20 protein-coding genes are annotated in these 21,475 nt (G+C 69.0%); 11 read left to right on the top strand and 9 right to left on the bottom strand.

Features of this window, described 5'->3' with window-relative positions:
- The first annotated feature begins 65 nt into the window (after window positions 1-65).
- From ACZ6CV_RS12085 to trxA, 5 genes are all read left to right on the top strand, one after another.
- Window positions 66-1,778 carry a protein kinase family protein gene (locus ACZ6CV_RS12085; RefSeq protein WP_469250702.1) on the top strand — a complete coding sequence of 571 codons (1,713 nt, stop codon included), beginning with the start codon at window positions 66-68 and terminating at the stop codon, window positions 1,776-1,778.
- Window positions 1,779-1,815: 37 nt separating this feature from the next.
- Window positions 1,816-2,559: an RNA polymerase sigma factor SigM gene (gene sigM / locus ACZ6CV_RS12080; protein WP_469250701.1), complete on the top strand. Its 744-nt coding sequence runs from the start codon at window positions 1,816-1,818 to the stop codon at window positions 2,557-2,559.
- Complete coding sequence (locus ACZ6CV_RS12075) at window positions 2,556-3,506, top strand: anti-sigma factor family protein (RefSeq protein ID WP_469250700.1); 951 nt, start codon at window positions 2,556-2,558, stop codon at window positions 3,504-3,506. The genes sigM and ACZ6CV_RS12075 overlap by 4 nt, the downstream gene beginning before the upstream one ends.
- Before the next feature lie 214 nt (window positions 3,507-3,720).
- A complete protein-coding gene (gene trxB, locus ACZ6CV_RS12070) occupies window positions 3,721-4,698 on the top strand; it encodes a thioredoxin-disulfide reductase (RefSeq protein WP_469250699.1) in 978 nt (325 codons plus the stop codon).
- Between the two features lie 47 nt (window positions 4,699-4,745).
- Complete coding sequence (trxA, locus tag ACZ6CV_RS12065; RefSeq protein ID WP_355812115.1) at window positions 4,746-5,078, top strand: thioredoxin; 333 nt, start codon at window positions 4,746-4,748, stop codon at window positions 5,076-5,078.
- An 87-nt stretch (window positions 5,079-5,165) separates the two neighbouring features.
- On the opposite strand, the gene ACZ6CV_RS12060 is transcribed toward trxA, so the two are convergent.
- From ACZ6CV_RS12060 to rpmH, 9 genes are all read right to left on the bottom strand, one after another.
- Complete coding sequence (locus ACZ6CV_RS12060; protein WP_362375406.1) at window positions 5,166-5,783, bottom strand: GNAT family N-acetyltransferase; 618 nt, start codon at window positions 5,781-5,783, stop codon at window positions 5,166-5,168.
- Between the two features lie 198 nt (window positions 5,784-5,981).
- Window positions 5,982-7,112: a ParB/RepB/Spo0J family partition protein gene (locus ACZ6CV_RS12055; RefSeq protein WP_469250698.1), complete on the bottom strand. Its 1,131-nt coding sequence runs from the start codon at window positions 7,110-7,112 to the stop codon at window positions 5,982-5,984.
- Window positions 7,109-8,185, bottom strand: coding sequence for a ParA family protein (locus tag ACZ6CV_RS12050; protein WP_355812127.1), 1,077 nt, complete (start codon window positions 8,183-8,185; stop codon window positions 7,109-7,111). The genes ACZ6CV_RS12055 and ACZ6CV_RS12050 overlap by 4 nt, the downstream gene beginning before the upstream one ends.
- A 299-nt stretch (window positions 8,186-8,484) precedes the next feature.
- Complete coding sequence (gene rsmG / locus ACZ6CV_RS12045; RefSeq protein WP_358710011.1) at window positions 8,485-9,201, bottom strand: 16S rRNA (guanine(527)-N(7))-methyltransferase RsmG; 717 nt, start codon at window positions 9,199-9,201, stop codon at window positions 8,485-8,487.
- A gap of 100 nt (window positions 9,202-9,301) precedes the next feature.
- Window positions 9,302-9,817, bottom strand: coding sequence for a Jag family protein (locus tag ACZ6CV_RS12040; protein ID WP_469250697.1), 516 nt, complete (start codon window positions 9,815-9,817; stop codon window positions 9,302-9,304).
- A gap of 14 nt (window positions 9,818-9,831) precedes the next feature.
- Complete coding sequence (gene yidC, locus ACZ6CV_RS12035) at window positions 9,832-11,148, bottom strand: membrane protein insertase YidC (protein ID WP_469250696.1); 1,317 nt, start codon at window positions 11,146-11,148, stop codon at window positions 9,832-9,834.
- Between the two features lie 3 nt (window positions 11,149-11,151).
- Window positions 11,152-11,508 carry a membrane protein insertion efficiency factor YidD gene (yidD, locus tag ACZ6CV_RS12030; RefSeq protein ID WP_362375417.1) on the bottom strand — a complete coding sequence of 119 codons (357 nt, stop codon included), beginning with the start codon at window positions 11,506-11,508 and terminating at the stop codon, window positions 11,152-11,154.
- On the bottom strand, window positions 11,505-11,876 hold the full coding sequence (rnpA, locus tag ACZ6CV_RS12025) for a ribonuclease P protein component (protein WP_469250695.1): 372 nt from the start codon (window positions 11,874-11,876) through the stop codon (window positions 11,505-11,507). Before rnpA ends, yidD begins: the two co-directional genes overlap by 4 nt.
- A gap of 21 nt (window positions 11,877-11,897) precedes the next feature.
- Complete coding sequence (gene rpmH, locus ACZ6CV_RS12020) at window positions 11,898-12,035, bottom strand: 50S ribosomal protein L34 (RefSeq protein WP_006381191.1); 138 nt, start codon at window positions 12,033-12,035, stop codon at window positions 11,898-11,900.
- Window positions 12,036-12,401: 366 nt separating this feature from the next.
- Between rpmH and dnaA the strand changes: the two genes are divergently transcribed.
- The 6 genes from dnaA to gyrB all read left to right on the top strand — a co-directional run bounded on the left by dnaA (window position 12,402) and on the right by gyrB (window position 21,450).
- A complete protein-coding gene (gene dnaA, locus ACZ6CV_RS12015) occupies window positions 12,402-14,318 on the top strand; it encodes a chromosomal replication initiator protein DnaA (RefSeq protein ID WP_469250694.1) in 1,917 nt (638 codons plus the stop codon).
- A gap of 943 nt (window positions 14,319-15,261) precedes the next feature.
- Entirely contained in the window at window positions 15,262-16,392 is a 1,131-nt protein-coding gene (gene dnaN / locus ACZ6CV_RS12010) for a DNA polymerase III subunit beta (protein WP_362375422.1), read from the top strand.
- A gap of 89 nt (window positions 16,393-16,481) precedes the next feature.
- Window positions 16,482-17,366, top strand: a complete 885-nt coding sequence (gene gnd / locus ACZ6CV_RS12005; RefSeq protein ID WP_362375424.1) for a phosphogluconate dehydrogenase (NAD(+)-dependent, decarboxylating) — start codon at window positions 16,482-16,484, stop codon at window positions 17,364-17,366.
- Between the two features lie 82 nt (window positions 17,367-17,448).
- A complete protein-coding gene (recF, locus tag ACZ6CV_RS12000) occupies window positions 17,449-18,570 on the top strand; it encodes a DNA replication/repair protein RecF (protein WP_362375427.1) in 1,122 nt (373 codons plus the stop codon).
- The gene (locus ACZ6CV_RS11995; protein ID WP_469250693.1) at window positions 18,567-19,124 is read left to right on the top strand and encodes a DciA family protein; all 558 of its coding nucleotides are present in this window, start codon (window positions 18,567-18,569) and stop codon (window positions 19,122-19,124) included. Before recF ends, ACZ6CV_RS11995 begins: the two co-directional genes overlap by 4 nt.
- A 265-nt stretch (window positions 19,125-19,389) precedes the next feature.
- Entirely contained in the window at window positions 19,390-21,450 is a 2,061-nt protein-coding gene (gyrB, locus tag ACZ6CV_RS11990; RefSeq protein ID WP_469250692.1) for a DNA topoisomerase (ATP-hydrolyzing) subunit B, read from the top strand.
- Window positions 21,451-21,475 lie beyond the last annotated feature (25 nt).

Genomic DNA, 21,475 nt, shown 5'->3' with positions numbered 1-21,475 from the left:
AGACTGTGGGCACAATTGGCTTTGGCGTCTGACGGAGCGCAATGGATGGGGAGGCAGGAACGACGGTGGCGGAACGGAGCACGGCTGCCGTCGACGTGGCAGACAACAGCGGCGAGGAGCCGCTGACCGCGAAGGCGGAACAGGCCACGGCCGACGGGGTGGCCCAGACCCGGGAGCGGGACACGGCAGCAGACGAAGACGGGGCGGACAACGACAAGTCCACGAGCCGCGGGGCCTCCTCACCCCCCGAGCTGCACAGTGGCCACAAGCTCGCCAGACGCTATCGGCTCGAGGAGTGCGTCACCCGTCTGGACGGTTTCAGCAGTTGGCGTGCTGTCGACGAGAAGCTCCGACGTGCCGTCGGCGTGCACCTGCTGCCCGCCGACCACCCGAGGGCCCGCTCGGTCCTCGCCGCGGCCCGTTCCTCGGCGCTGCTCGGCGACCCGCGTTTCGTGCAGGTCCTGGACGCGGTCGAGGAGAACGACCTCGTCTACGTGGTCCACGAATGGCTCCCGGACGCCACGGAACTGACCGCGCTGCTCGCCGCGAGCCCGCTGGAGGCCCACGACGCCTACCAGCTCGTCAGCCAGGTCTCACAGGCCATGGCCGCCGCGCACCGTGAGGGGCTGGCCCATCTGCGGCTGACCCCGGGCGCGATCCTGCGCACCTCGACGGGCCAGTACCGCATCCGCGGCCTCGCGGTGAACGCCGCCCTGCGCGGCATCAGCTCCGAGACCCCGCAGCGCACGGACACCGAGGCGATCGGCGCTCTCCTGTACGCCTCGCTGACCCAGCGCTGGCCGTACGAAGAGGACGCGTACGGCCTCTCCGGGCTGCCCAAGGACGTCGGCCTCATCGCCCCCGACCAGGTGCGCGCCGGCATCCACCGCGGCCTGTCGGAGCTCGCCATGCGCGCGCTCGTCAACGACGGTGCGACCGCGTCACGGCAGGACCCTCCGTGCACGACTCCGGAGGAGCTGGTGAAGGCGATCGGCGAGATGCCCCGCATCCGCCCGCCGGAGCCCGCGTTCACGGCGCCGCCGGAGTACCAGCACACCACGTACCAACAGGGCACGTACGGCCGCACCCAGGTCCACCCGGGCGTCACGCAGCCGGTGCCCACGCCCCCGCCTCCGCTGCAGAGCCGAACCGGCAAGGTGCTCAAGTGGGGTGTCTCCGCCCTGCTCATCGCCGCGCTCGGACTGGGCAGCTGGCAGCTGGCGGACGCTCTGATGGACCGCGAGAACTCCAGCGACCCCGGCACCACGCACACCAACGAAAGCGGCGAGAAGGGCCAGCCCAAGCCCGCCAAACCGATCGCGATCAAGGGCGCCCAGGAGTTCGTCGCGTCGGGCGGGGCCCAGGCCCCGGGAGACGTCGGCAACACCTACGACACCGACGGGTCCTCGCTCTGGCGGACCAAGACCTTCAATGAGGGCCCGAGGCTCGCCCCGTACAAGCCCGGTGTCGGTATCGTCTACGACCTCGGGTCGGCACAGAACGTCTCCGAGGCGTCGATAGCCCTTCACTACGGCGGTGACCACACCACGGTCGAGCTGTACGCCGCGGACTCCCTGACGCCCTCGACAGACATCGCCTCCCTGAAGAAGATCGGCACTGCCACCACGTCGGGCCAGACCCTGAAGATCAAAGCGAAGAAGCCCGTGAAGTCGCAGTACGTGCTCCTCTGGATGACTGCGGTTCCGCGTTCCGGTGCCGACGGGTATTACCGGGCGGGGTACAAGCAGGCGATCACCGACGTGAAGCTCAAGGGCTAGCAGGCCCGCCAAGGCTCACAGGGGAGGGGGTTCGACGGTGGACGGCACCGCGCACGGCGACATGAGCGACAAGGACCTCCTCGCCCGCCATGTCGCGGGCGACAAGGACGCCTTCGGCGAGATCGTGCGGCGCCACCGCGACCGGCTCTGGGCCGTGGCGCTGCGCACCCTGGGGGACCGCGAGGAGGCGGCCGACGCTGTGCAGGACGCGTTGGTCTCCGCCTACCGCGCGGCCCACACCTTCCGGGGACAGTCGGCCGTGACGACCTGGCTGCACCGCATCACCGTGAACGCCTGTCTCGACCGGGCGCGCAAGGCGGCCTCCCGCAAGACCTCCCCGATCGACGACGCCGAGCGTCTCGAGCAGCTCCTGGAGCCGGAGGAGTCCGCCGCCGCGCCGGTGGAGCGGGGGGATCTGCACCGGGAGCTCGTGGAGGCGCTCGGCACCCTCCCGCCCGAACAACGGGCCGCGCTCGTCCTGGTCGACATGCAGGGTTATCCGGTGGCCGAGGCCGCCGATGTGCTCGACGTTCCCACCGGCACGGTCAAGAGCCGCTGTGCTCGTGGCAGAGCCAGACTGCTGCCGCTCCTCACCCACCTGCGGACGGAGTCGCCTCCGGGCGACGGAGACGACGGCGCCGCCGCGGGCGACGGACAGAGCAAGAAGCCCGGCGCCGGAAGGAACCGGACGCAGGAGCCATCCGTCCCACCGGCAGCAGGACCACGGGATACGGGCACGAGCGATTCAGCTGCTGTGAAGGGCGGAGGTGGGCGAGCGTGACAACCACGACCGACTCGGCAGGGCATCCGGACGTCGCTGAGATCTCCGACCTGATCGAAGGTCTACTCTCTCCGTCGCGTACGAGCGAGGTGCGGAGCCACCTGGCCGACTGTGAGCTCTGTGCCGACGTCCACGCCTCACTGGAGGAGATCCGCGGTCTGCTCGGCACCCTGCCGGGCCCGCCGCGCATGCCGGATGACGTGGCCGGACGCATCGACGCCGCCTTGGCGGCCGAGGCACTGCTGGACTCCACGACCTCCGAGAACGTTCCCGCAGAAGCGGTCCCCGAGCGCGTGGCCGTGGGTTCGGCACCCGCGACCGCGCATGTTTCACGTGAAACAACGCCCGCTCCCGCGCTCTCCGGGACCGCCACCGACCGCCCCGCGGGTCATTCCCGTGCGGCCACCGGCCCGGGACGCGGAGGCCGGCTGCGCGGCACCCGCCGCCGCACCGCGGTACTCGGCGCCGTCTTCACCGCCGCCGCCATCGGCCTCGGCACCCTGCTGACACAGACCATGGGGAGCGACCCCGGCGGGACGAGCGAGTCCGCATCGAAACGGCCGAACTCCGCGGAGGCCTTCTCCGGGAAAGAGATCAAGGGCCGCGTCGCCGACCTCCTCGACAAGAACCACGTCAAGAAGGCTCCGGGGAAGTCGGAGGCGTCGACTCCGTCCTTCGCCCCTCGCTCCAGCCCGGAGTCGCCCAAGATGGACTCCACGCTGCGGGCGGTCGAGGTTCCGGAGTGCATCCAGCGCGGCATCGGCGACAGGACTCCGCTCGCCGCCGAGAAGGGCTCGTACGAGGGCAAGCGCGCCTACCTCGTCGTGGTGCCCCATGACTCCGAGAGCGACATGGTCTCCGCATACGTCGTCGATGCCGCCTGTGTGGGCACGTCCTCGTCGGCCGCGGGCAAGGTCCTCGTGACACACACGTACCCGCAGGGCTGACGTCCCCGGGGTTTTTCCCGCGCCGTTCTGCGGGTACTCAACGCTGCTGCCAGCGGTCTTGTGGTGCATGGCACTCTCCCTCCTCGCCCGCTCCCGTGCGCGCGGACGTGTCGGGGAATGCACGCCCCGTAGGATCCGTTGGGTGGGGTGAGAGTCCTGATACAGGTACCCCGCCAGCAGTACGCAGCAGTCCCCAGAGACGAGGAATCAAGCCGTGACCGACGTCCGTAACGTGATCATCATCGGCTCCGGGCCCGCCGGCTACACGGCGGCGCTCTACACCGCGCGCGCGTCGCTGAAGCCGCTGGTGTTCGAGGGCGCCGTCACCGCCGGCGGTGCGCTGATGAACACCACCGAGGTGGAGAACTTCCCCGGCTTCCAGGACAGCGTCATGGGCCCTGAGCTCATGGACAACATGCGGGCCCAGGCCGAGCGCTTCGGCGCCGAGCTCGTGCCCGACGACGTCGTCGCCGTGGACCTCAGCGGTGAGATCAAGACCGTGACGGACACCGCGGGCACCGTGCACCGCGCGAAGACCGTCATCGTCACCACCGGCTCCCAGCACCGCAAGCTGGGCCTGCCGAACGAGGACGCCCTCTCCGGCCGCGGTGTCTCCTGGTGCGCCACCTGTGACGGGTTCTTCTTCAAGGACCAGGACATCGCCGTGATCGGCGGCGGCGACACCGCGATGGAGGAGGCCACCTTCCTCTCGCGCTTCGCCAAGTCCGTGACGATCGTGCACCGCCGCGACACCCTGCGCGCCTCCAAGGCGATGCAGGACCGCGCCTTCGCCGACCCGAAGATCTCGTTCATCTGGGACAGCGAGATCGCCGAGATCAAGGGTGACCCGAAGCTCGAAGGTCTGACGCTGCGCAACCTGAAGACGGGCGAGACGTCCGAGCTGCCGGTGACGGGCCTGTTCATCGCGATCGGCCACGACCCGCGCACCGAGCTCTTCAAGGGCCAGCTCGAACTGGACGACGAGGGGTACCTGAAGGTCGAGGCGCCCTCGACCCGGACGAACCTGACCGGTGTCTTCGGCGCCGGTGACGTCGTCGACCACACCTACCGTCAGGCCATCACGGCGGCCGGCACCGGCTGCTCGGCCGCTCTCGACGCCGAGCGTTTCCTGGCGGCGCTCTCCGACGCCGAGGCCGCGGAGCCCGAGAAGACCCCGACCGCCAGCGTCTGACCCGTACCCTTCCCCCTTGCACCACCCCGAGAAATGAGGAGCCCGCAGTGGCCGGCAACCTGAAGAACGTGACGGACGCCTCCTTCGACGAGGACGTCCTCAAGAGCGACAAGCCCGTCCTGGTGGACTTCTGGGCCGCTTGGTGCGGCCCGTGCCGTCAGATCGCCCCGTCCCTCGAGGCCATTGCCGCCGAGCACGGCGACAAGATCGAGGTCGTCAAGCTCAACATCGACGAGAACCCGGCGACGGCCGCCAAGTACGGCGTCATGTCCATCCCGACCCTGAACGTCTACCAGGGTGGCGAGGTGGCCAAGACCATCGTGGGCGCCAAGCCGAAGGCTGCGATCGTCCGCGACCTCGAGGACTTCATCGCCGAGTAATCAGCGACGATGTTTCACGTGAAACACGAATGGACCAGTCCCTCCGGGGGCTGGTCCATTCGTCGTTCGGCGACCCGGTCGCCGGGCTCATAGCGGCCGGAGCGCGGGCTCCTTCTGGACCGCCCCCAACAGCCGGTCGAGCGCCAGCTCGACGTCCTCCTTCCAGGAGAGCGTCGTGCGCAGTTCGAGCCGCAGCCGCGGATAGGCAGGGTGGGGGCGGACCGTCTTGAAGCCCACCGCCAGCAGGTGATCGGCGGGCAGCAGACACGCCGGCTTCTCCCAGCGCGCGTCCCCGAAGGCCTCGATCGCCTTGAAGCCCCTGCGCAGCAGATCCTTCGCCACCGTCTGGACCATCACCCGGCCCAGCCCCTGACCTTGGTAGCCCGGCATGATCCAGGCGGTCATCAACTGCACGGCGTCCGGGGCCACCGGGCTCGTGGGGAAGGCCGTGGAGCGCGGCACATACGCCGGCGGCGCGTAGAGCACGAAGCCCACCGGCATGTCGTCGACATAGACCACCCGGCCGCAGGATCCCCATTCCAGGAGAACGGCGGAGATCCACGCCTCTTTCTCCAGCTCCGGGGTTCCGGCCTTCACCGCCGCCTGGCCGCTGACCGGGTCCAGCTCCCAGAAGACACATGTGCGGCACCGCTCGGGGAGATCCGGGAGGTTGTCCAGTGTGAGCGGTACGAGCCGACGCCCCATGAACGCGATTCCTCATTTCCCTCGGCCGCCGTGCAGCGGGCGGCCGCCTCCTCCATGAGGGGCCGCCAGGTAATGCGCCATACCCGAACGCATCGTATCCACGATGTGATTGCACCGAAACCGTAAGAAAGCAAAGAGCGGGCCGTGTTCCGGTACAGACCGGACACGGCCCGCTCTCGCGGTGCCGGGCTCTGCGGCTCAGGCTTCCTTGTCTCCGGAGGTGCCCTCGGGGGTGTCGTCCGCGTCGGCCTCGGCCAGGCCGTTCTTCAGCACCGGCCCCTCTTCCGGGGCCAGCGTGCTGAGGATGCGCTCCAGGTCTTCCAGAGAGGCGAAGTCAACGACGATCTTCCCCTTCTTCTGGCCCAGGTCCACCCTGACCCGCGTCTCGAACCGGTCGGAGAGGCGGGTGGCGAGGCTGGTCAGCGCCGGCGAGACACGGGCGCCGGCGCGCGGCCCCTTGGCCTTCGGGGCGCTCTGCGGCCGGGACCCCATGAGGGTCACGATCTCCTCGACGGCACGCACCGAGAGCCCTTCGGCCACGATGCGGTGCGCCAGCCGGTCCTGCTCCTCCGAGTCCTCGACGGAGAGCAGTGCACGGGCGTGCCCCGCGGAGAGGACTCCGGCGGCGACGCGGCGCTGCACGGCCGGCGAGAGCTTCAGCAGCCGCAGCGTGTTGGAGACCTGCGGACGGGACCGGCCGATGCGGTCCGCCAGCTGGTCGTGCGTGCAGTTGAAGTCCTTGAGCAACTGGTCGTAGGCGGCGGCCTCTTCCAGCGGGTTCAGCTGGGCGCGGTGCAGGTTCTCCAGCAGCGCGTCCAGGAGGAGCTTCTCGTCCTCCGTGGCCCGCACGATGGCGGGGATCCGCTCAAGCCCTGCCTCCCGGCAGGCCCGCCAGCGCCGCTCACCCATGATGAGCTCGTAGCGCGCGGGGCCCAGCTGCCGGACGACGACCGGCTGGAGGAGACCGACCTCCTTGATGGAGGTCACCAGCTCGGCGAGTGCGTCCTCGTCGAACACCACACGCGGCTGCTGCGGGTTGGGCTTGATGGAGTCCAGCGGCAGCTCGGCGAAGTATGCCCCGGCGACCGTCTGATTCTCCGTCGGTGCCTCCGCGGCCTGGCGAGGCGGCTCGACCGTTTCACGTGAAACAGGGCTCTGGGGAAGCGCCGTCACCTTCGCGGCCGCCACTCCACGCTCAGCCGTCAGCACCGGCACCGCCGAGGGGGAAGCCGAGGCTCCATCCGCACTCGGTGAGGGCTGCCTCTCCGTCGGGGCTGCAGGGATCAGGGCGCCGAGGCCTCGGCCCAGTCCTCTCCGTCGCTCGCTCACTGCATCCCCTCCGTCATGCTGTGCTGGTCGTTCTGAGCGCCCACGTGGGCGTGCTGGGCGTCGTAGCGCACCCCGACCCCGCGCAGCGCGATTTCTCGTGCCGCTTCGAAGTAGGAGAGAGCCCCGCTCGACCCCGGGTCGTAGGTGAGCACCGTCTGGCCGTAGCTCGGCGCTTCGGAGATACGGACCGACCGCGGAATGCTCGTCCGCAGCACCTCCTCGCCGAAGTGGCTGCGCACCTCGTCCGCCACCTGCGAGGCGAGCCGGGTCCTGCCGTCGTACATGGTGAGCAGGATCGTCGACACATGCAGGTTCGGGTTCAGGTGCCCGCGGACCAGATCGACGTTCCGCAGGAGCTGGCCGAGCCCTTCCAGCGCGTAGTACTCACACTGGATGGGGATCAGCACCTCCGCGCCGGCCACCAGGGCGTTGACCGTCAGCAGGCCCAGGGACGGCGGGCAGTCGATGAGGATGTAGTCCAGCGGCTGCTCGTACGCCTGGATCGCTCGCTGCAACCGACTCTCCCGCGCCACCAGCGACACCAGCTCGATCTCCGCACCGGCGAGATCGATGGTGGCCGGGGCGCAGAAGAGTCCCTCGACATCGGACACCGGCTGCACGACGTCGGAGAGCGGCTTGCTCTCCACCAGCACGTCGTAGATGGACGGCACTTCGGCGTGATGGTCGATACCGAGAGCTGTGGAGGCGTTGCCCTGCGGGTCCAGGTCGATCACCAGGACGCGGGCGCCGTGCAGAGCGAGCGAGGCGGCGAGATTGACGGTCGTCGTCGTCTTGCCCACCCCGCCCTTCTGGTTGGCGACCACCATGACGCGGGTCTGCTCGGGGCGCGGCAGGCCTTCGCCTGCGCGGCCGAGTGCTTCTACTGCCAGTTGGGCAGCACGACCGATGGGTGTGTCGTCCATCGGGGTCGGTGTTTCACGTGAAACATCCTCCCCCGCCGACTCGGTACGGGGACCGGGGACCGGATCGGTCATCGGTCCCGCGATGTTGGCGTCGGACCGCAAGGATTCACTCTCCTCGACATCAGGCTCGCAATGAACAGAGCCTCCCATGCTTTGAGGGTCATGAACCAGCGAGGCCCGGTCTTCTGTGGACGAATCCACCTCTGTGGAAAACTCCGTGCCCTTATCGAGGGAACCGAGTGGCCGGCGGTCGCGAGGTTCCGCAGCGCGGCCGCGACTGATGATGCCATGCAGCAGTGAGCGACGTTTCACGTGAAACACGATGCACGGCAGCCGGGGTGCCGCTGGTGCGACACCCCGGTATGCGTACGTTTGGCAGCTTGTGTGGAGTACGGCTCGTCGTCAGGACGGATCAGCGACGCCGGTTTGGGAGCGCCGGGCCGCGCGCCTCAGCGGCGTCGACGCGTGCGGCCGGTGCGGGCGGCCTTGGCGCGCTTCGCTGCGAAGCGCACACCGCCGGGGCTCTCTCCGACCTCGACCCGTACGACCGTGGACTGCGGGTCCACCACGCCCTCGCCGACCTGCAGCACCGAGATGTCCACCGCGCCCAGCTTGCTCAGCGCGGCGCCTGCCGCCTTGACCTCTTCCTCGGCGGTGTCGCCCTTGAGGAGCAGCATCTCTCCGTACGGGCGGAGCAGCGGGACGCCCCAGGCCGCGAGGCGGTCCAGTGGTGCGACGGCTCGCGCGGTCACGACATGGACGGGAGGCAGCTTGCCGAGGACTTCCTCGGCACGGCCCCGCACCACCGTGACGTGGTCGAGGCCGAGCAGCTCGACGACCTCGGTCAGGAAGTTCGTGCGCCGCAGCAGCGGCTCCAGGAGCGTGATCTTCAGGTCCGGGCGGACCAGAGCCAGGGGGATACCCGGCAGTCCGGCGCCCGAGCCGACGTCGCACACGGTGACGCCCTCGGGCACCACCTCGGAGAGCACCGCGCAGTTCAGCAGATGCCGTTCCCACAGCCGTGGCACTTCGCGGGGGCCGATCAGGCCCCGCTGCACTCCCGCGTCGGCCAGCAGTTCCGCGTACCGGACCGCGTCCGAGAAGCGATCACCGAATACCGTCCGGGCCTCTTCGGGCGCCGGGGGGAGCTCCGCTGCCTCCGTCACGGGGGCCGTCCTTCCGTACCGCACTGGGGGTGGCTGACTATCAGGCTGACAAAGATCGGCCCCGCCTGCGAACAGACGGGGCCGGATAACGCTGTGCCGATCAGGCAGGGAGAACGACGACGAAGCGCTGCGGCTCCTCGCCCTCGGACTCGCTGCGCAGGCCGGCGGCCTTGACCGCGTCGTGCACGACCTTGCGCTCGAACGGCGTCATCGGGTCGAGCTTGGCGGGCTCGCCGGAGCTCTTCACGTCGGCCGCTGCCTTGGCACCCAGCTCCGAGAGCTCCTCGCGCTTCTGGGCGCGGTAGCCCCCGATGTCCAGCATCAGGCGGCTGCGGTCGCCCGTCTCGCGGTGGACGGCGAGACGCGTGAGCTCCTGCAGGGCCTCCAGGACCTCACCGTCGCGGCCGACGAGCTTCTGCAGATCGCGGCTGTCGCTGTCGCTGATGATCGAGACAGCGGCCCGGTCGGCCTCGACGTCCATGTCGATGTCGCCGTCGAGGTCGGCGATGTCGAGCAGACCCTCGAGGTAGTCCGCGGCGATCTCGCCCTCCTGCTCGAGGCGGGAGAGGGTGTCGCCGGCCTCGGCTGCGGCGGAGGTGGTGGTGCCTTCCGTCACTGGATGGGCTCCTTCTACTTCTTGGAGGACGGGTGCTTGGGCCGCTGCTGGCCCTTGCGCTGCTGTCCCGACTTGGCTCGGCTGCGCTGACCGGCGCCAGGCTGGTTGCCCTGCTTGGTGGTGTCACCGGCCGGCTTGGTCTTGGGGGAAGCGCCCTCGGGCTCGGCCGCGGTCTTCTCCAGCGAAGGCTTCGTCTCGGAGGAGACGTCCGCCTTGGTGGCGCCCGCCGCCTGCGTCGTGGCGGTCTGGCGCTTGGACTTGCTCTGACGCTTGGGCTGCTGGCGCTTCGGGGCGCCCTGGCCGCCGGGCGTGCCGTCCTCGGTCTCGGTGAGGACGGTGGTGTCGCTCTCCACCACGGTGCCGTCGGCCTGGGCCGCGAGGCCCGCCTTGGTCAGACCGTTGATGAACTTGCGCTCGAACTCGTTGCGGTCCCGGCCCTTGGCGACGATCGCCTTGATGATGTTCGTGTTGCCGCGCCCCCGCACCTTCTTGGTGTGCGTGATCTGCTTCTGCAGGCGCTCCAGGAAGGCGGCCTGGGCCTTGGAGCCGGGGGTGGGGTTACGGCGGATCACGAACATCTGCTGGCCCATGGTCCACACGTTGGTGGTCAGCCAGTAGACGAGGACACCGACGGGGAAGTTGATGCCGAAGACGGCGAACATGACCGGGAAGACATACATCAGCATCTTCTGCTGCTGCATGAACGGCGTCTTGACCGTGGTGTCGACGTTCTTCGTCATCAGCTGGCGCTGCGTGAAGAACTGCGACGCCGACATCATGATGATCATGATCGCGGTGACGACCCGGACATCGGTGAGGGTGGCGCCGAGGGAGGCGACCTTGTCCGCGCTGTCGGTGAACTTCGCGGCCAGCGGGGCACCGACGATGTGCGCCTTACGCGCGCTCTCCAGGAGCTGGTCGTCGATGACGCCGATCGTCTTGCCGGTCGCGATGCCGTTGAGCACGTGGTACAGCGCGAAGAAGAAGGGCGACTGCGCCAGGATGGGAAGGCACGAGGAGAGCGGGTTGGTGCCCGACTCCTTGTACAGCTTCATCATCTCTTCGGACTGGCGCTGCTTGTCGCTCTTGTAGCGCTCCTGGATCTTCTTCATCTCGGGCTGCAGCGTCTGCATCGCCCGAGTCGCCTTGATCTGCTTCACGAAGAGCGGGATCAGGCAGATCCGGATCAGGATCACCAGGGACACGATGGACAGGCCCCAGGCCCAGCCCGTGTCGGGACCGAAGATCTTCCCGTACACCGAGTGGAACTGGACGATGACCCACGAAACTGGTGTCGTGATAAAGCTGAAGAGACTGGCAATCGTGTCCACTAATCAGGCTCCTTGAGCATGGGACGGGGTCTCGGTCTCGGCGGCCGTTCCCGGGGGGAGTTCCCCGGTCGGGGCGCCTGCGGCGGAGGGCCCGCCCTTGCGTTCGCGCCAGGCGGCGCGCAGCATCTCGTGCCACCGCGGACGCTTGCGCGGCGGAACATGGTCGACGCCACCGAGCGACCACGGATTGCACCGCAGGATGCGCCAGGCAGTGAGCGCCGTTCCCTTGATCGCTCCGTGCCGGTCGATGGCCAGGTAGCCGTAGCGAGAACACGACGGGTAGTACTTGCACACCGGGCCGAGCAGTGGACTGATCGTCCACTGGTACAGCTTGATCAGAGCCAGCAGTGGGTACTTCATCGCGCGCCCCCTCCCAGCAGCCGCTCCAAGGCGGCATCCAGGTCTCGGGCCAGCTGTGCATGGTCGGCGTCGCCCGCTCCGGGCAGCGCTCGTACTACTACCAGGCTACCGGGGGGCAGCTCGGCCACCCGGTCGCGCATCAGATGACGGAGTCGGCGCTTCACGGCGTTGCGCACGACCGCTCCGCCCACGGCCTTGCTGACGACGAAACCCGCACGTGTCGGGGGATGGCTCTCCCCTGACACGTGCGGGTCCGTTGCGCCGCTGCGTAGATGGACGACGAGAAGCGGGCGTCCGGCCCGGCGTCCTCGGCGTACCGCGGTCGCGAAGTCTTCGCGCCGCCTCAGCCGATGCTCGGTAGGCAGCACGACGTCATGACCTGACTGAGATCAGGCGGACAGGCTGGCGCGACCCTTGCCACGACGGTTCGCGAGAATCGCGCGGCCGGCGCGGGTGCGCATCCGCAGGCGGAAGCCGTGGGTCTTGGCGCGGCGACGGTTGTTCGGCTGGAAGGTGCGCTTGCTCACTCGGGGGCTCCAGAAATGATCGTGTGGTGGCGGGACATCGCCTGGCTGTCACCGTGCGCCCACGAGAAGCTCGCGAATACGCACCGAGTGCACCGCTTCACAATCACAGATCGTGATCTTTGCCCATCGGAGGCAGGCGGCAGCAGCCATCGACAACTCGACCTGGTCACGGTACGCGGGGCTGCGCCATCCGGTCAAACCGGCTGTCGAGGGGAGACACTGTGCACAGCCTGTGGACAACAACTTGAACCGTACCCGTCGCCCTGACTACCGTGACGGAACTCCGATTCGTTCCTTTCTTCTCCCCATCCCGATGTCCGTCCCGAGAACCACACGTTCGTGGGACCCCGTGAGAGAGCGTGCCCTGTGGCTGATGTACCTGCCGATCTTGCCGCAGTGTGGCCACGAGTTCTGGAACATCTGCTGGGTGAGGGCCGCGGGCAGGGCGTGGAGGCGAAGGACGAGCGGTGGCTGCGGAGCTGCCAGCCCCTGGCGCTCGTCGCCGACACCGCGCTGCTCGCTGTTCCGAACGAATTCGCCAAGGGCGTACTGGAGGGGCGTCTCGCCCCCGTGGTCAGCGAGACCCTGAGCCGCGAGTGCGGCCGTCCGATCCGTATCGCCATCACGGTCGACGACTCGGTCGGCGAGCCCCCGGGCCCGCCGGCCCCGCCCGTCCAGCACCAGAGCCCTCAGCACCAGGCCCCCCAGCAACAGCAGTCACACCAGCAGCAGTCACATCAGCAGCGCTACGACGAGCCCGAGCTGCCGCCCGCCTCCGGGCAGGGGCACGACGCGTACGACACCTACGGACGCCGCCCCGCGGACGAGCACCAGGGCGGATCCCGCTCCGAGCAGCTGCCGACCGCGCGCCCGGCCTACCCCGACTACCAGCGCCCCGCTCCCGGCGCCTGGCCGCAGCAGCAGCCTCAGCAGCAGGACGACTACGGCTGGCAGCAGCCGCGACTCGGCTTCCCCGACCGCGACCCGTACGCGAACCCGGTCCAGCAGCCGCAGCACGACTACCGTTCGCAGCCGCCGCAGGAGCGTTACGAACAGCAGCGCTCCGAGCAGCACGACCGGCGCGAGCGCCACGACCTGTCGGAGCCGCCCGGCGGCCACCGGGGCGGCGGTCACGGCACCCACGGCGGCCACGGCGTGCACCGGGGCGGCCCGGTCGGGCCCACTTCATCCAGCGGCGCCCCCGGCCCGCTGGCCGCGCAGCCGGCGCCCGCGACGGGGCCCGGCGAGCCCACCGCGCGCCTCAACCCGAAGTACCTCTTCGACACCTTCGTCATCGGTGCGTCGAACCGTTTCGCCCACGCGGCCGCGGTCGCCGTCGCCGAGGCGCCGGCGAAGGCGTACAACCCCCTCTTCATCTACGGGGAGTCGGGGCTCGGCAAGACACACCTGCTGCACGCGATCGGGCACTACGCCCGCAGCCTGTACCCCGGCACGCGCGTGCGCTACGTGAGCTCGGAGGAGTTCACCAACGAGTTCATCAACTCCATCCGCGACGGCAAGGGCGACAGCTTCCGCAAGCGCTACCGCGAGATGGACATCCTGCTCGTCGACGACATCCAGTTCCTCGCGGACAAGGAGTCGACGCAGGAGGAGTTCTTCCACACCTTCAATACGCTCCACAACGCGAACAAGCAGATCGTGCTCTCCAGTGACCGGCCGCCCAAGCAGCTGGTCACGCTGGAGGACCGGCTGCGCAACCGCTTCGAGTGGGGGCTGATCACCGACGTCCAGCCGCCGGAGCTGGAGACGCGCATCGCGATCCTGCGCAAGAAGGCGGTGCAGGAGCAGCTGAACGCGCCGCCGGAGGTGCTGGAGTTCATCGCGTCCCGGATCTCGCGGAACATCCGTGAGCTCGAGGGCGCGCTGATCAGAGTCACCGCGTTCGCGTCGCTGAACCGGCAGCCGGTGGACCTGGGGCTCACCGAGATCGTCCTCAAGGACCTGATCCCGGGCGGCGAGGACGCGGCTCCGGAGATCACCGCGACGGCCATCATGGCGGCGACCGCCGACTACTTCGGCCTGACGGTGGACGACCTGTGCGGATCCTCGCGCAGCCGCGTCCTGGTGACGGCCCGCCAGATCGCCATGTATCTGTGCCGGGAGCTGACCGACCTCTCCCTGCCGAAGATCGGCGCGCAGTTCGGCGGCCGTGACCACACGACCGTCATGCACGCCGACCGCAAGATCCGCGCGCTGATGGCCGAGCGCCGCTCCATCTACAACCAGGTCACCGAGCTCACCAACCGCATCAAGAACGGCTGACAGCGGCCGCGTCACATCGCTGAGGGCGTCCCAGGGCAACTCCTGGGACGCCCTTTTCGTCGTCCACGCGCGCGTGGAGGGCGTTTTCGCGGGCCGCGGGAGGCCGTTCCGCCCACTCGGATCCGTACAGCGACGTCGTACGAGCGCCTCCCGCTGTTCGATTTCCCCTGCTCATACGGCTGTTCTCCACAGATGTGCGCACTTTTTTCCCTCCACACCCTGGGGACCCAGAAGTTGTCCAGACGCTGTCCACAGGCGGCTCCGCTGAGGGATCATCAAGCCAGGTCAGGTGGCTGTGGATTCGTGGACGACGACTCTCCACAGCCTGTGGAGGAAAATTTCGTCCACAGGCTGTGCATGAAGTTGTCCACCGGCGGCCCACAGGCTGGAGCTCGTTGTCCCCAGCTTTCCCCAGCTTCTCCACACGGCTGTCCACTGTTCGGCAACGCAACGCGCCCTCTCACCGGGTCGAGTGAAAGGCGTCACACCAAGGTGGTCGGTTGGCCTGTGGGGAAGCTGGGTAAAGCTGGGGACAGTGCTGGGGAGAAGTACCCCCTCCCTGTGCATCGGGTGTGCAGAACTTTCGCCCGTCCACAGAAACCACCGGTTGTCCACCGGCTCCGCCCACAGGGTCAGTGGATAAAAAACCGGCACTGACCTGCGCTTTCGCGGTTATCCACGGTTTCCACAGCCCCTACTACTACTCCCAACTAGAGAGACCGGGGAAATGGTTTCGAAGTGGGGGCTGTGCACAACTCGCGCTCCGGAGCGCCGACACCGCTCGGCACGACTTGACCCCGACAGGCACCGACTGTCAGCGCGGTGCGTCAGACTGGTCCCCGGTGTCCTTCCCACGGCATGGCTGAGAGACACCGAGTCAGACGACGAGGGCCACAGGCCCAGCGGGCGAGAGCAGCCAGCAACAGCAGGAGGTCGGCTAACGGTGAAGATCCGGGTTGAACGCGACGTACTCGCGGAGGCAGTGGCCTGGGCGGCGCGCAGCCTCCCGGCCCGGCCGCCCGCGCCCGTCCTCGCGGGCCTGCTGCTGAAGGCCGAGGAAGGCGCACTGAGCCTGTCGAGCTTCGACTACGAGGTCTCGGCGCGCGTCTCGGTGGACGCGGAGATCGACGAGGAGGGCACCGTCCTCGTGTCGGGCCGCCTGCTCGCGGACATCTGCCGCGCGCTCCCCAACCGTCCGGTGGAGATTTCCACAGACGGTGTACGGGCGACGGTGGTCTGCGGCTCCTCGCGATTCACACTCCACACGCTTCCTGTGGAGGAGTACCCCGCGCTGCCGCAGATGCCGACCGCCACGGGCACCGTCCCCGGTGAGGTCTTCGCCTCGGCCGCCGCCCAGGTCGCCATCGCCGCGGGCCGCGACGACACGCTGCCGGTGCTGACCGGTGTGCGCATCGAGATCGAGGGCGACACGGTCACCCTGGCCTCCACCGACCGCTACCGCTTCGCGGTCCGTGAGTTCCTGTGGAAGCCGGAGAACCCCGAGGCGTCCGCCGTGGCCCTGGTGCCCGCCAAGACGCTCCTGGACACCGCCAAAGCCCTCACGAGCGGCGACACGGTCACCCTGGCCCTGTCCGGCTCGGGTGCCGGCGAGGGCCTGATCGGTTTCGAGGGTGCCGGACGGCGTACGACGACGCGTCTGCTCGAGGGCGACCTGCCGAAGTACAAGACGCTCTTCCCCACGGAGTTCAACTCGATCGCGGTCATCGAGACCGCCCCGTTCGTCGAGGCCGTGAAGCGCGTGGCCCTGGTGGCCGAGCGGAACACCCCGGTGCGGCTCAGCTTCGAGCAGGGCGTGCTGATCCTGGAGGCCGGCTCCAGTGACGACGCACAGGCTGTGGAGAGGGTCGACGCGCAGCTCGAGGGCGACGACGTCTCGATCGCCTTCAACCCGACGTTCCTGCTCGACGGCCTCAGCGCGATCGACTCGCCGGTCGCCCAGCTGTCGTTCACCACGTCGACGAAGCCCGCGCTGCTCAGCGGCCGGCCTGCCGTCGACGCGGAGGCCGACGACGCCTACAAGTACCTGATCATGCCGGTACGTCTGAGCGGCTGAGCCCACAGGTGTGTGCGTGCGTCCGGGCGTAGGCTCGGACGCAGGTACGAAAGTGCCGTAACGCCACCTCGCTAGTGAAGGAACCTCTGATGGAGCTCGGTCTCGTCGGCCTCGGCAAAATGGGCGGCAACATGCGCGAGCGCATCCGCCGCGCAGGTCACACGGTCATCGGATACGACCGCAACCCGGACGTCGCTGACGTCTCCAGCCTCGAAGAGCTGGTCGGCAAGCTCAAGGGCCCGCGGGTGGTGTGGGTGATGGTTCCGGCCGGAGCCGCGACCCAGTCCACCATCGACGAGCTCGCCGAGCTGCTGCAGCCCGGCGACGTCGTCGTGGACGGCGGGAACTCCCGCTGGACGGACGACGAGAAGCACGCCGAGGAGCTGAAGGCCAAGGGCATCGGCTTCGTCGACTGCGGCGTCTCCGGCGGCGTCTGGGGCCTGAAGAACGGCTACGCGCTGATGTACGGCGGCGACGCCGAGGACATCGCGAAGGTCCAGCCGATCTTCGACGCGCTCAAGCCCGAGGGCGACTTCGGTTCGGTGCACGCGGGCAAGGTCGGCGCGGGCCACTTCTCGAAGATGGTCCACAACGGCATCGAGTACGCGATGATGCAGGCCTACGCCGAGGGCTGGGAGCTCCTGGAGAAGGTCGACTCCGTCACCGACGTCCGTGAGGTCTTCCGCTCCTGGCAGGAGGGCACGGTCATCCGTTCCTGGCTGCTCGACCTCGCGGTCAACGCCCTGGACGACGACGAGCACCTGGAGAAGCTGCGCGGCTTCGCGCAGGACTCCGGAGAGGGCCGCTGGACGGTGGAGGCCGCCATCGACAACGCGGTGCCGCTGCCGGCCATCACCGCCTCGCTCTTCGCGCGGTTCGCCTCGCGCCAGGACGACTCCCCGCAGATGAAGATGATCGCCGCGCTGCGCAACCAGTTCGGCGGCCACGCGGTGGAGTCCAAGAGCGAGAACTGATCCACAGCCTGTGGGGAACGCCAGCCGTTTCCCACAGGCCTCTGCACCAACGGAAGTAGGCCGGGGGAGGTCGGCGCACACCATGCACGTCACGCATCTCTCGCTGGCCGACTTCCGCTCGTACGCCCGGGTCGAGGTACCGCTCGACCCGGGCGTCACCGCGTTCGTGGGCCCCAACGGCCAGGGCAAGACCAACCTCGTCGAGGCCGTCGGCTATCTGGCCACCCTCGGCAGCCACCGGGTCTCCTCGGACGCCCCGCTGGTGCGCATGGGCGCCGAGCGCGCCGTCATCAGGGCGGCCGTCCGCCAGGGCGAGCGCCAGCAGCTGATCGAGCTCGAACTCAACCCCGGCAAGGCCAACCGCGCCCGCATCAACAGGTCCTCACAGGTCAGGCCGCGCGATGTGCTGGGGATCGTCCGCACCGTGCTGTTCGCCCCCGAGGACCTCGCGCTGATCAAGGGCGACCCCGGGGAGCGGCGGCGCTTCCTCGACGAGCTGATCACCGCGCGGTCGCCGCGCATGGCCGGCGTCCGGTCCGACTACGACCGGGTCCTCAAGCAGCGCAACACCCTCCTGAAGTCGGCCGCTCTCGCCCGTCGGCACGGCGGCCGCACCATGGACCTGTCCACCCTCGACGTCTGGGACCAGCACCTCGCGCGCGTGGGCGCCGAGCTGCTCGCCCAGCGGCTCGACCTGATCTCGGCGCTGCAGCCGCTGGCCGACAAGGCGTACGAACAGCTGGCGCCCGGCGGCGGCCCGGTCTCCCTGGAGTACAAGCCCTCCGCGCCCGGCGAGGGACACACCCGCGAGGCCCTCTACGAGCAGCTGACCGCCGCCCTGGAGGAGGCCCGCAAGCAGGAGATCGAGCGGGGCGTCACCCTGGTCGGCCCGCACCGCGACGACCTCGTCCTCAAGCTGGGCCAGCTCCCCGCCAAGGGGTACGCGAGCCACGGCGAGTCCTGGTCGTACGCGCTGGCGCTGCGCCTGGCCTCGTACGACCTGCTGAGGGCCGAGGGCAACGAGCCGGTCCTCGTCCTCGACGACGTCTTCGCCGAGCTGGACGCGCGCCGCAGGGAGCGCCTCGCGGAGCTGGTGGCGCCGGGCGAGCAGGTGCTTGTCACCGCCGCGGTGGACGACGACGTCCCGGGCGTGCTCAGCGGTACGCGCTACGCGGTGGCGGACGGCGCGGTGGAGCGCGTATGAGCGCCGAGGAGCCCGCCGAGGGCGCCCCCGGGCCCGCCGAGGCACCGAAGACGCCCGAGCCCTCCGGCGTCGACCTGGCGAGGGTCGCCCTGCGGGCCGCGAAAGAACAGGCACGCGCGCGTGGCGACGCCGCACAGCAGAAGAAGCAGGCCCGCCGCGGCGGACTGCGGTCCGGCGCGCGCGCCGACGGGCGCGATCCGCTGCCGCTCGGTTCCGCGATCAATCGTCTGATCACCGAGCGCGGCTGGGAGACGCCGGCCGCGGTGGGCGGTGTGATGGGGCGCTGGCCCCAGATCGTCGGCGAAGACCTGGCCAACCACTGCGTGCCCCAGAAGTACGACGAGGACGAGCGCGTCCTGACCGTGCAGTGCGACTCGACGGCGTGGGCCACGCAGCTGCGGCTGATGGCTCCGCAGCTGGTCGCACGCCTCAACGAGGACCTGGGGCAGGGCACCGTACGCCTCATCAAGGTGCTCGGCCCCGGGGGCCCCGCGCGCCGCTTCGGACCCTTGCGCGCCCCCGGAAGCACGGGCCCCGGCGACACCTACGGATGAGCCCGTCGGCGACGGTAGCTGGCGGTTGACGTCCCAAAGCGCTGAGTGCCGCTGTGAGCCCTTTGGAGCCCCGTTCCGCATATGGGGAGTCGGCCGAGTCCCGTTCAGGACGGCACATGCGGACTCAGGTACCGGCAAACCCCCATCACTGTCAGCGCTACCGGTAGACTGGAAGCTAATCCCGCCCCACTTGTGGGACGCACCGAGCAACGCTGACTATCGCTGAACGACGCAGCCGCTCCGGCCACCGCCGGGAGCTTGGCTTGTGCTGTGCCAGAAAGGGCGCTTCGTGGCCGATTCCGGCAACCCCAACGAGAACATCCCGTCCACCGCCGCCGGCGAGAACGGCGAGGCCCCGCCCTCGTACGACGCCAGCGCGATCACCGTCCTCGAGGGTCTGGACGCGGTCCGCAAGCGACCCGGCATGTACATCGGCTCGACCGGTGAGCGCGGCCTGCACCACCTCGTGCAGGAGGTTGTCGACAACTCCGTCGACGAGGCCCTGGCCGGGTACGCGGACACCATCGACGTCACGATCCTCGCCGACGGCGGCGTCCGGGTCATCGACAACGGCCGTGGCATCCCGGTGGGCATCCACCCCGTCGAGAAGAAGCCGGCCGTCGAGGTCGTGCTGACCGTGCTGCACGCGGGCGGCAAGTTCGGCGGCGGCGGGTACGCCGTCTCCGGCGGTCTGCACGGCGTCGGCGTCTCGGTCGTCAACGCGCTGTCGACCAAGCTGGCCGTCGACATCAGGACCGATGGGTACCGCTGGACCCAGGACTACAAGCTGGGCGTCCCGACGGCCCCGCTCGCCCAGCACGAGCGGGTCGAGGACACGGGCACGACGGTCACCTTCTGGGCCGACCCCGACGTCTTCGAGACGACCGAGTACTCCTTCGAGACGCTGGCACGGCGCTTCCAGGAGATGGCGTTCCTCAACAAGGGTTTGACGATCAAACTCACCGATGAGCGCGAGTCGGCGAAGGCCGTGGCGGGCGCGGACACGGCGGAGGCGGCCGACGACGAGCCCCGCACGGTGACGTACCACTACGAAGGCGGCATCGTCGACTTCGTGAAGTACCTCAACTCCCGCAAGGGCGAGGTCATCCACCCCACCGTCATCGACGTGGAGGCCGAGGACAAGGACCGCCTGCTCTCGGCCGAGATCGCCATGCAGTGGAACTCGCAGTACACCGAGGGCGTGTACTCCTTCGCGAACACCATCCACACGCACGAGGGCGGTACGCACGAAGAGGGCTTCAGGGCCGCGCTGACGGGTCTGGTGAACCGCTACGCGCGCGAGAAGAAGCTCCTTCGCGAGAAGGACGACAACCTCACCGGCGAGGACATCCGCGAGGGTCTGACCGCGATCATCTCGGTGAAGCTGGGCGAGCCCCAGTTCGAGGGCCAGACCAAGACCAAGCTGGGCAACACGGAGGCGAAGACCTTCGTGCAGAAGGTCGTCCACGAGCACCTCACGGACTGGTTCGACCGGAACCCGAACGAGGCCGCGGACATCATCCGCAAGGGCATCCAGGCCGCCACCGCGCGCGTGGCCGCCCGCAAGGCGCGCGACCTGACCCGCCGCAAGGGGCTCCTGGAGACGGCGTCGCTGCCGGGCAAGCTGAGCGACTGCCAGTCGAACGACCCGACGCAGTGCGAGATCTTCATCGTCGAGGGTGACTCCGCCGGTGGTTCGGCGAAGTCCGGCCGCAACCCGATGTACCAGGCGATCCTGCCCATCCGAGGCAAGATCCTGAACGTCGAGAAGGCGCGCGTCGACAAGATCCTGCACAACCAGGAGGTCCAGGCGCTCATCTCCGCCTTCGGCACCGGGGTGCACGAGGACTTCGACATCGAGAAGCTCCGCTATCACAAGATCATCCTGATGGCGGACGCCGACGTCGACGGCCAGCACATCAACACGCTGCTGCTGACCTTCCTGTTCCGCTTCATGCGCCCGCTGGTCGAGGCCGGGCACATCTACCTGTCGCGCCCGCCGCTCTACAAGATCAAGTGGTCGCGGGACGACTTCCAGTACGCGTACTCCGACCGCGAGCGCGACGCCCTGGTGGAGCTCGGCCGCCAGGCCGGCAAGCGCATCAAGGACGACTCGGTCCAGCGCTTCAAGGGCCTCGGCGAGATGAACGCCGAGGAGCTGCGCATCACGACGATGGACCAGGAACACCGCGTGCTCGGCCAGGTCACCCTGGACGACGCGGCACAGGCCGACGACCTCTTCTCGGTGCTGATGGGAGAGGACGTCGAGGCGCGGCGCTCGTTCATTCAGCGCAACGCCAAGGACGTCCGCTTCCTCGACATCTGAGTCGGCCCGTACGAGCCGCACCTCG

It is taken from the genome of Streptomyces sp. NPDC041713 (genome assembly GCF_055591085.1).
This window is presented reverse-complemented; position numbering and strand designations above follow the sequence as displayed.

Bases quoted from the DNA above. Each gene is read 5' to 3' on its own strand.
- ACZ6CV_RS12060 (WP_362375406.1), bottom strand. From the start codon at position 5,783: ATGGGGCGTCGGCTCGTACCGCTCACACTGGACAACCTCCCGGATCTC.
- ACZ6CV_RS12050 (WP_355812127.1), bottom strand. From the start codon at position 8,185: ATGGGAGGCTCTGTTCATTGCGAGCCTGATGTCGAGGAGAGTGAATCC.
- yidD (WP_362375417.1), bottom strand. From the start codon at position 11,508: ATGAAGTACCCACTGCTGGCTCTGATCAAGCTGTACCAGTGGACGATC.
- gnd (WP_362375424.1), top strand. From the start codon at position 16,482: ATGGAGCTCGGTCTCGTCGGCCTCGGCAAAATGGGCGGCAACATGCGC.
- recF (WP_362375427.1), top strand. From the start codon at position 17,449: ATGCACGTCACGCATCTCTCGCTGGCCGACTTCCGCTCGTACGCCCGG.
- ACZ6CV_RS11995 (WP_469250693.1), top strand. From the start codon at position 18,567: ATGAGCGCCGAGGAGCCCGCCGAGGGCGCCCCCGGGCCCGCCGAGGCA.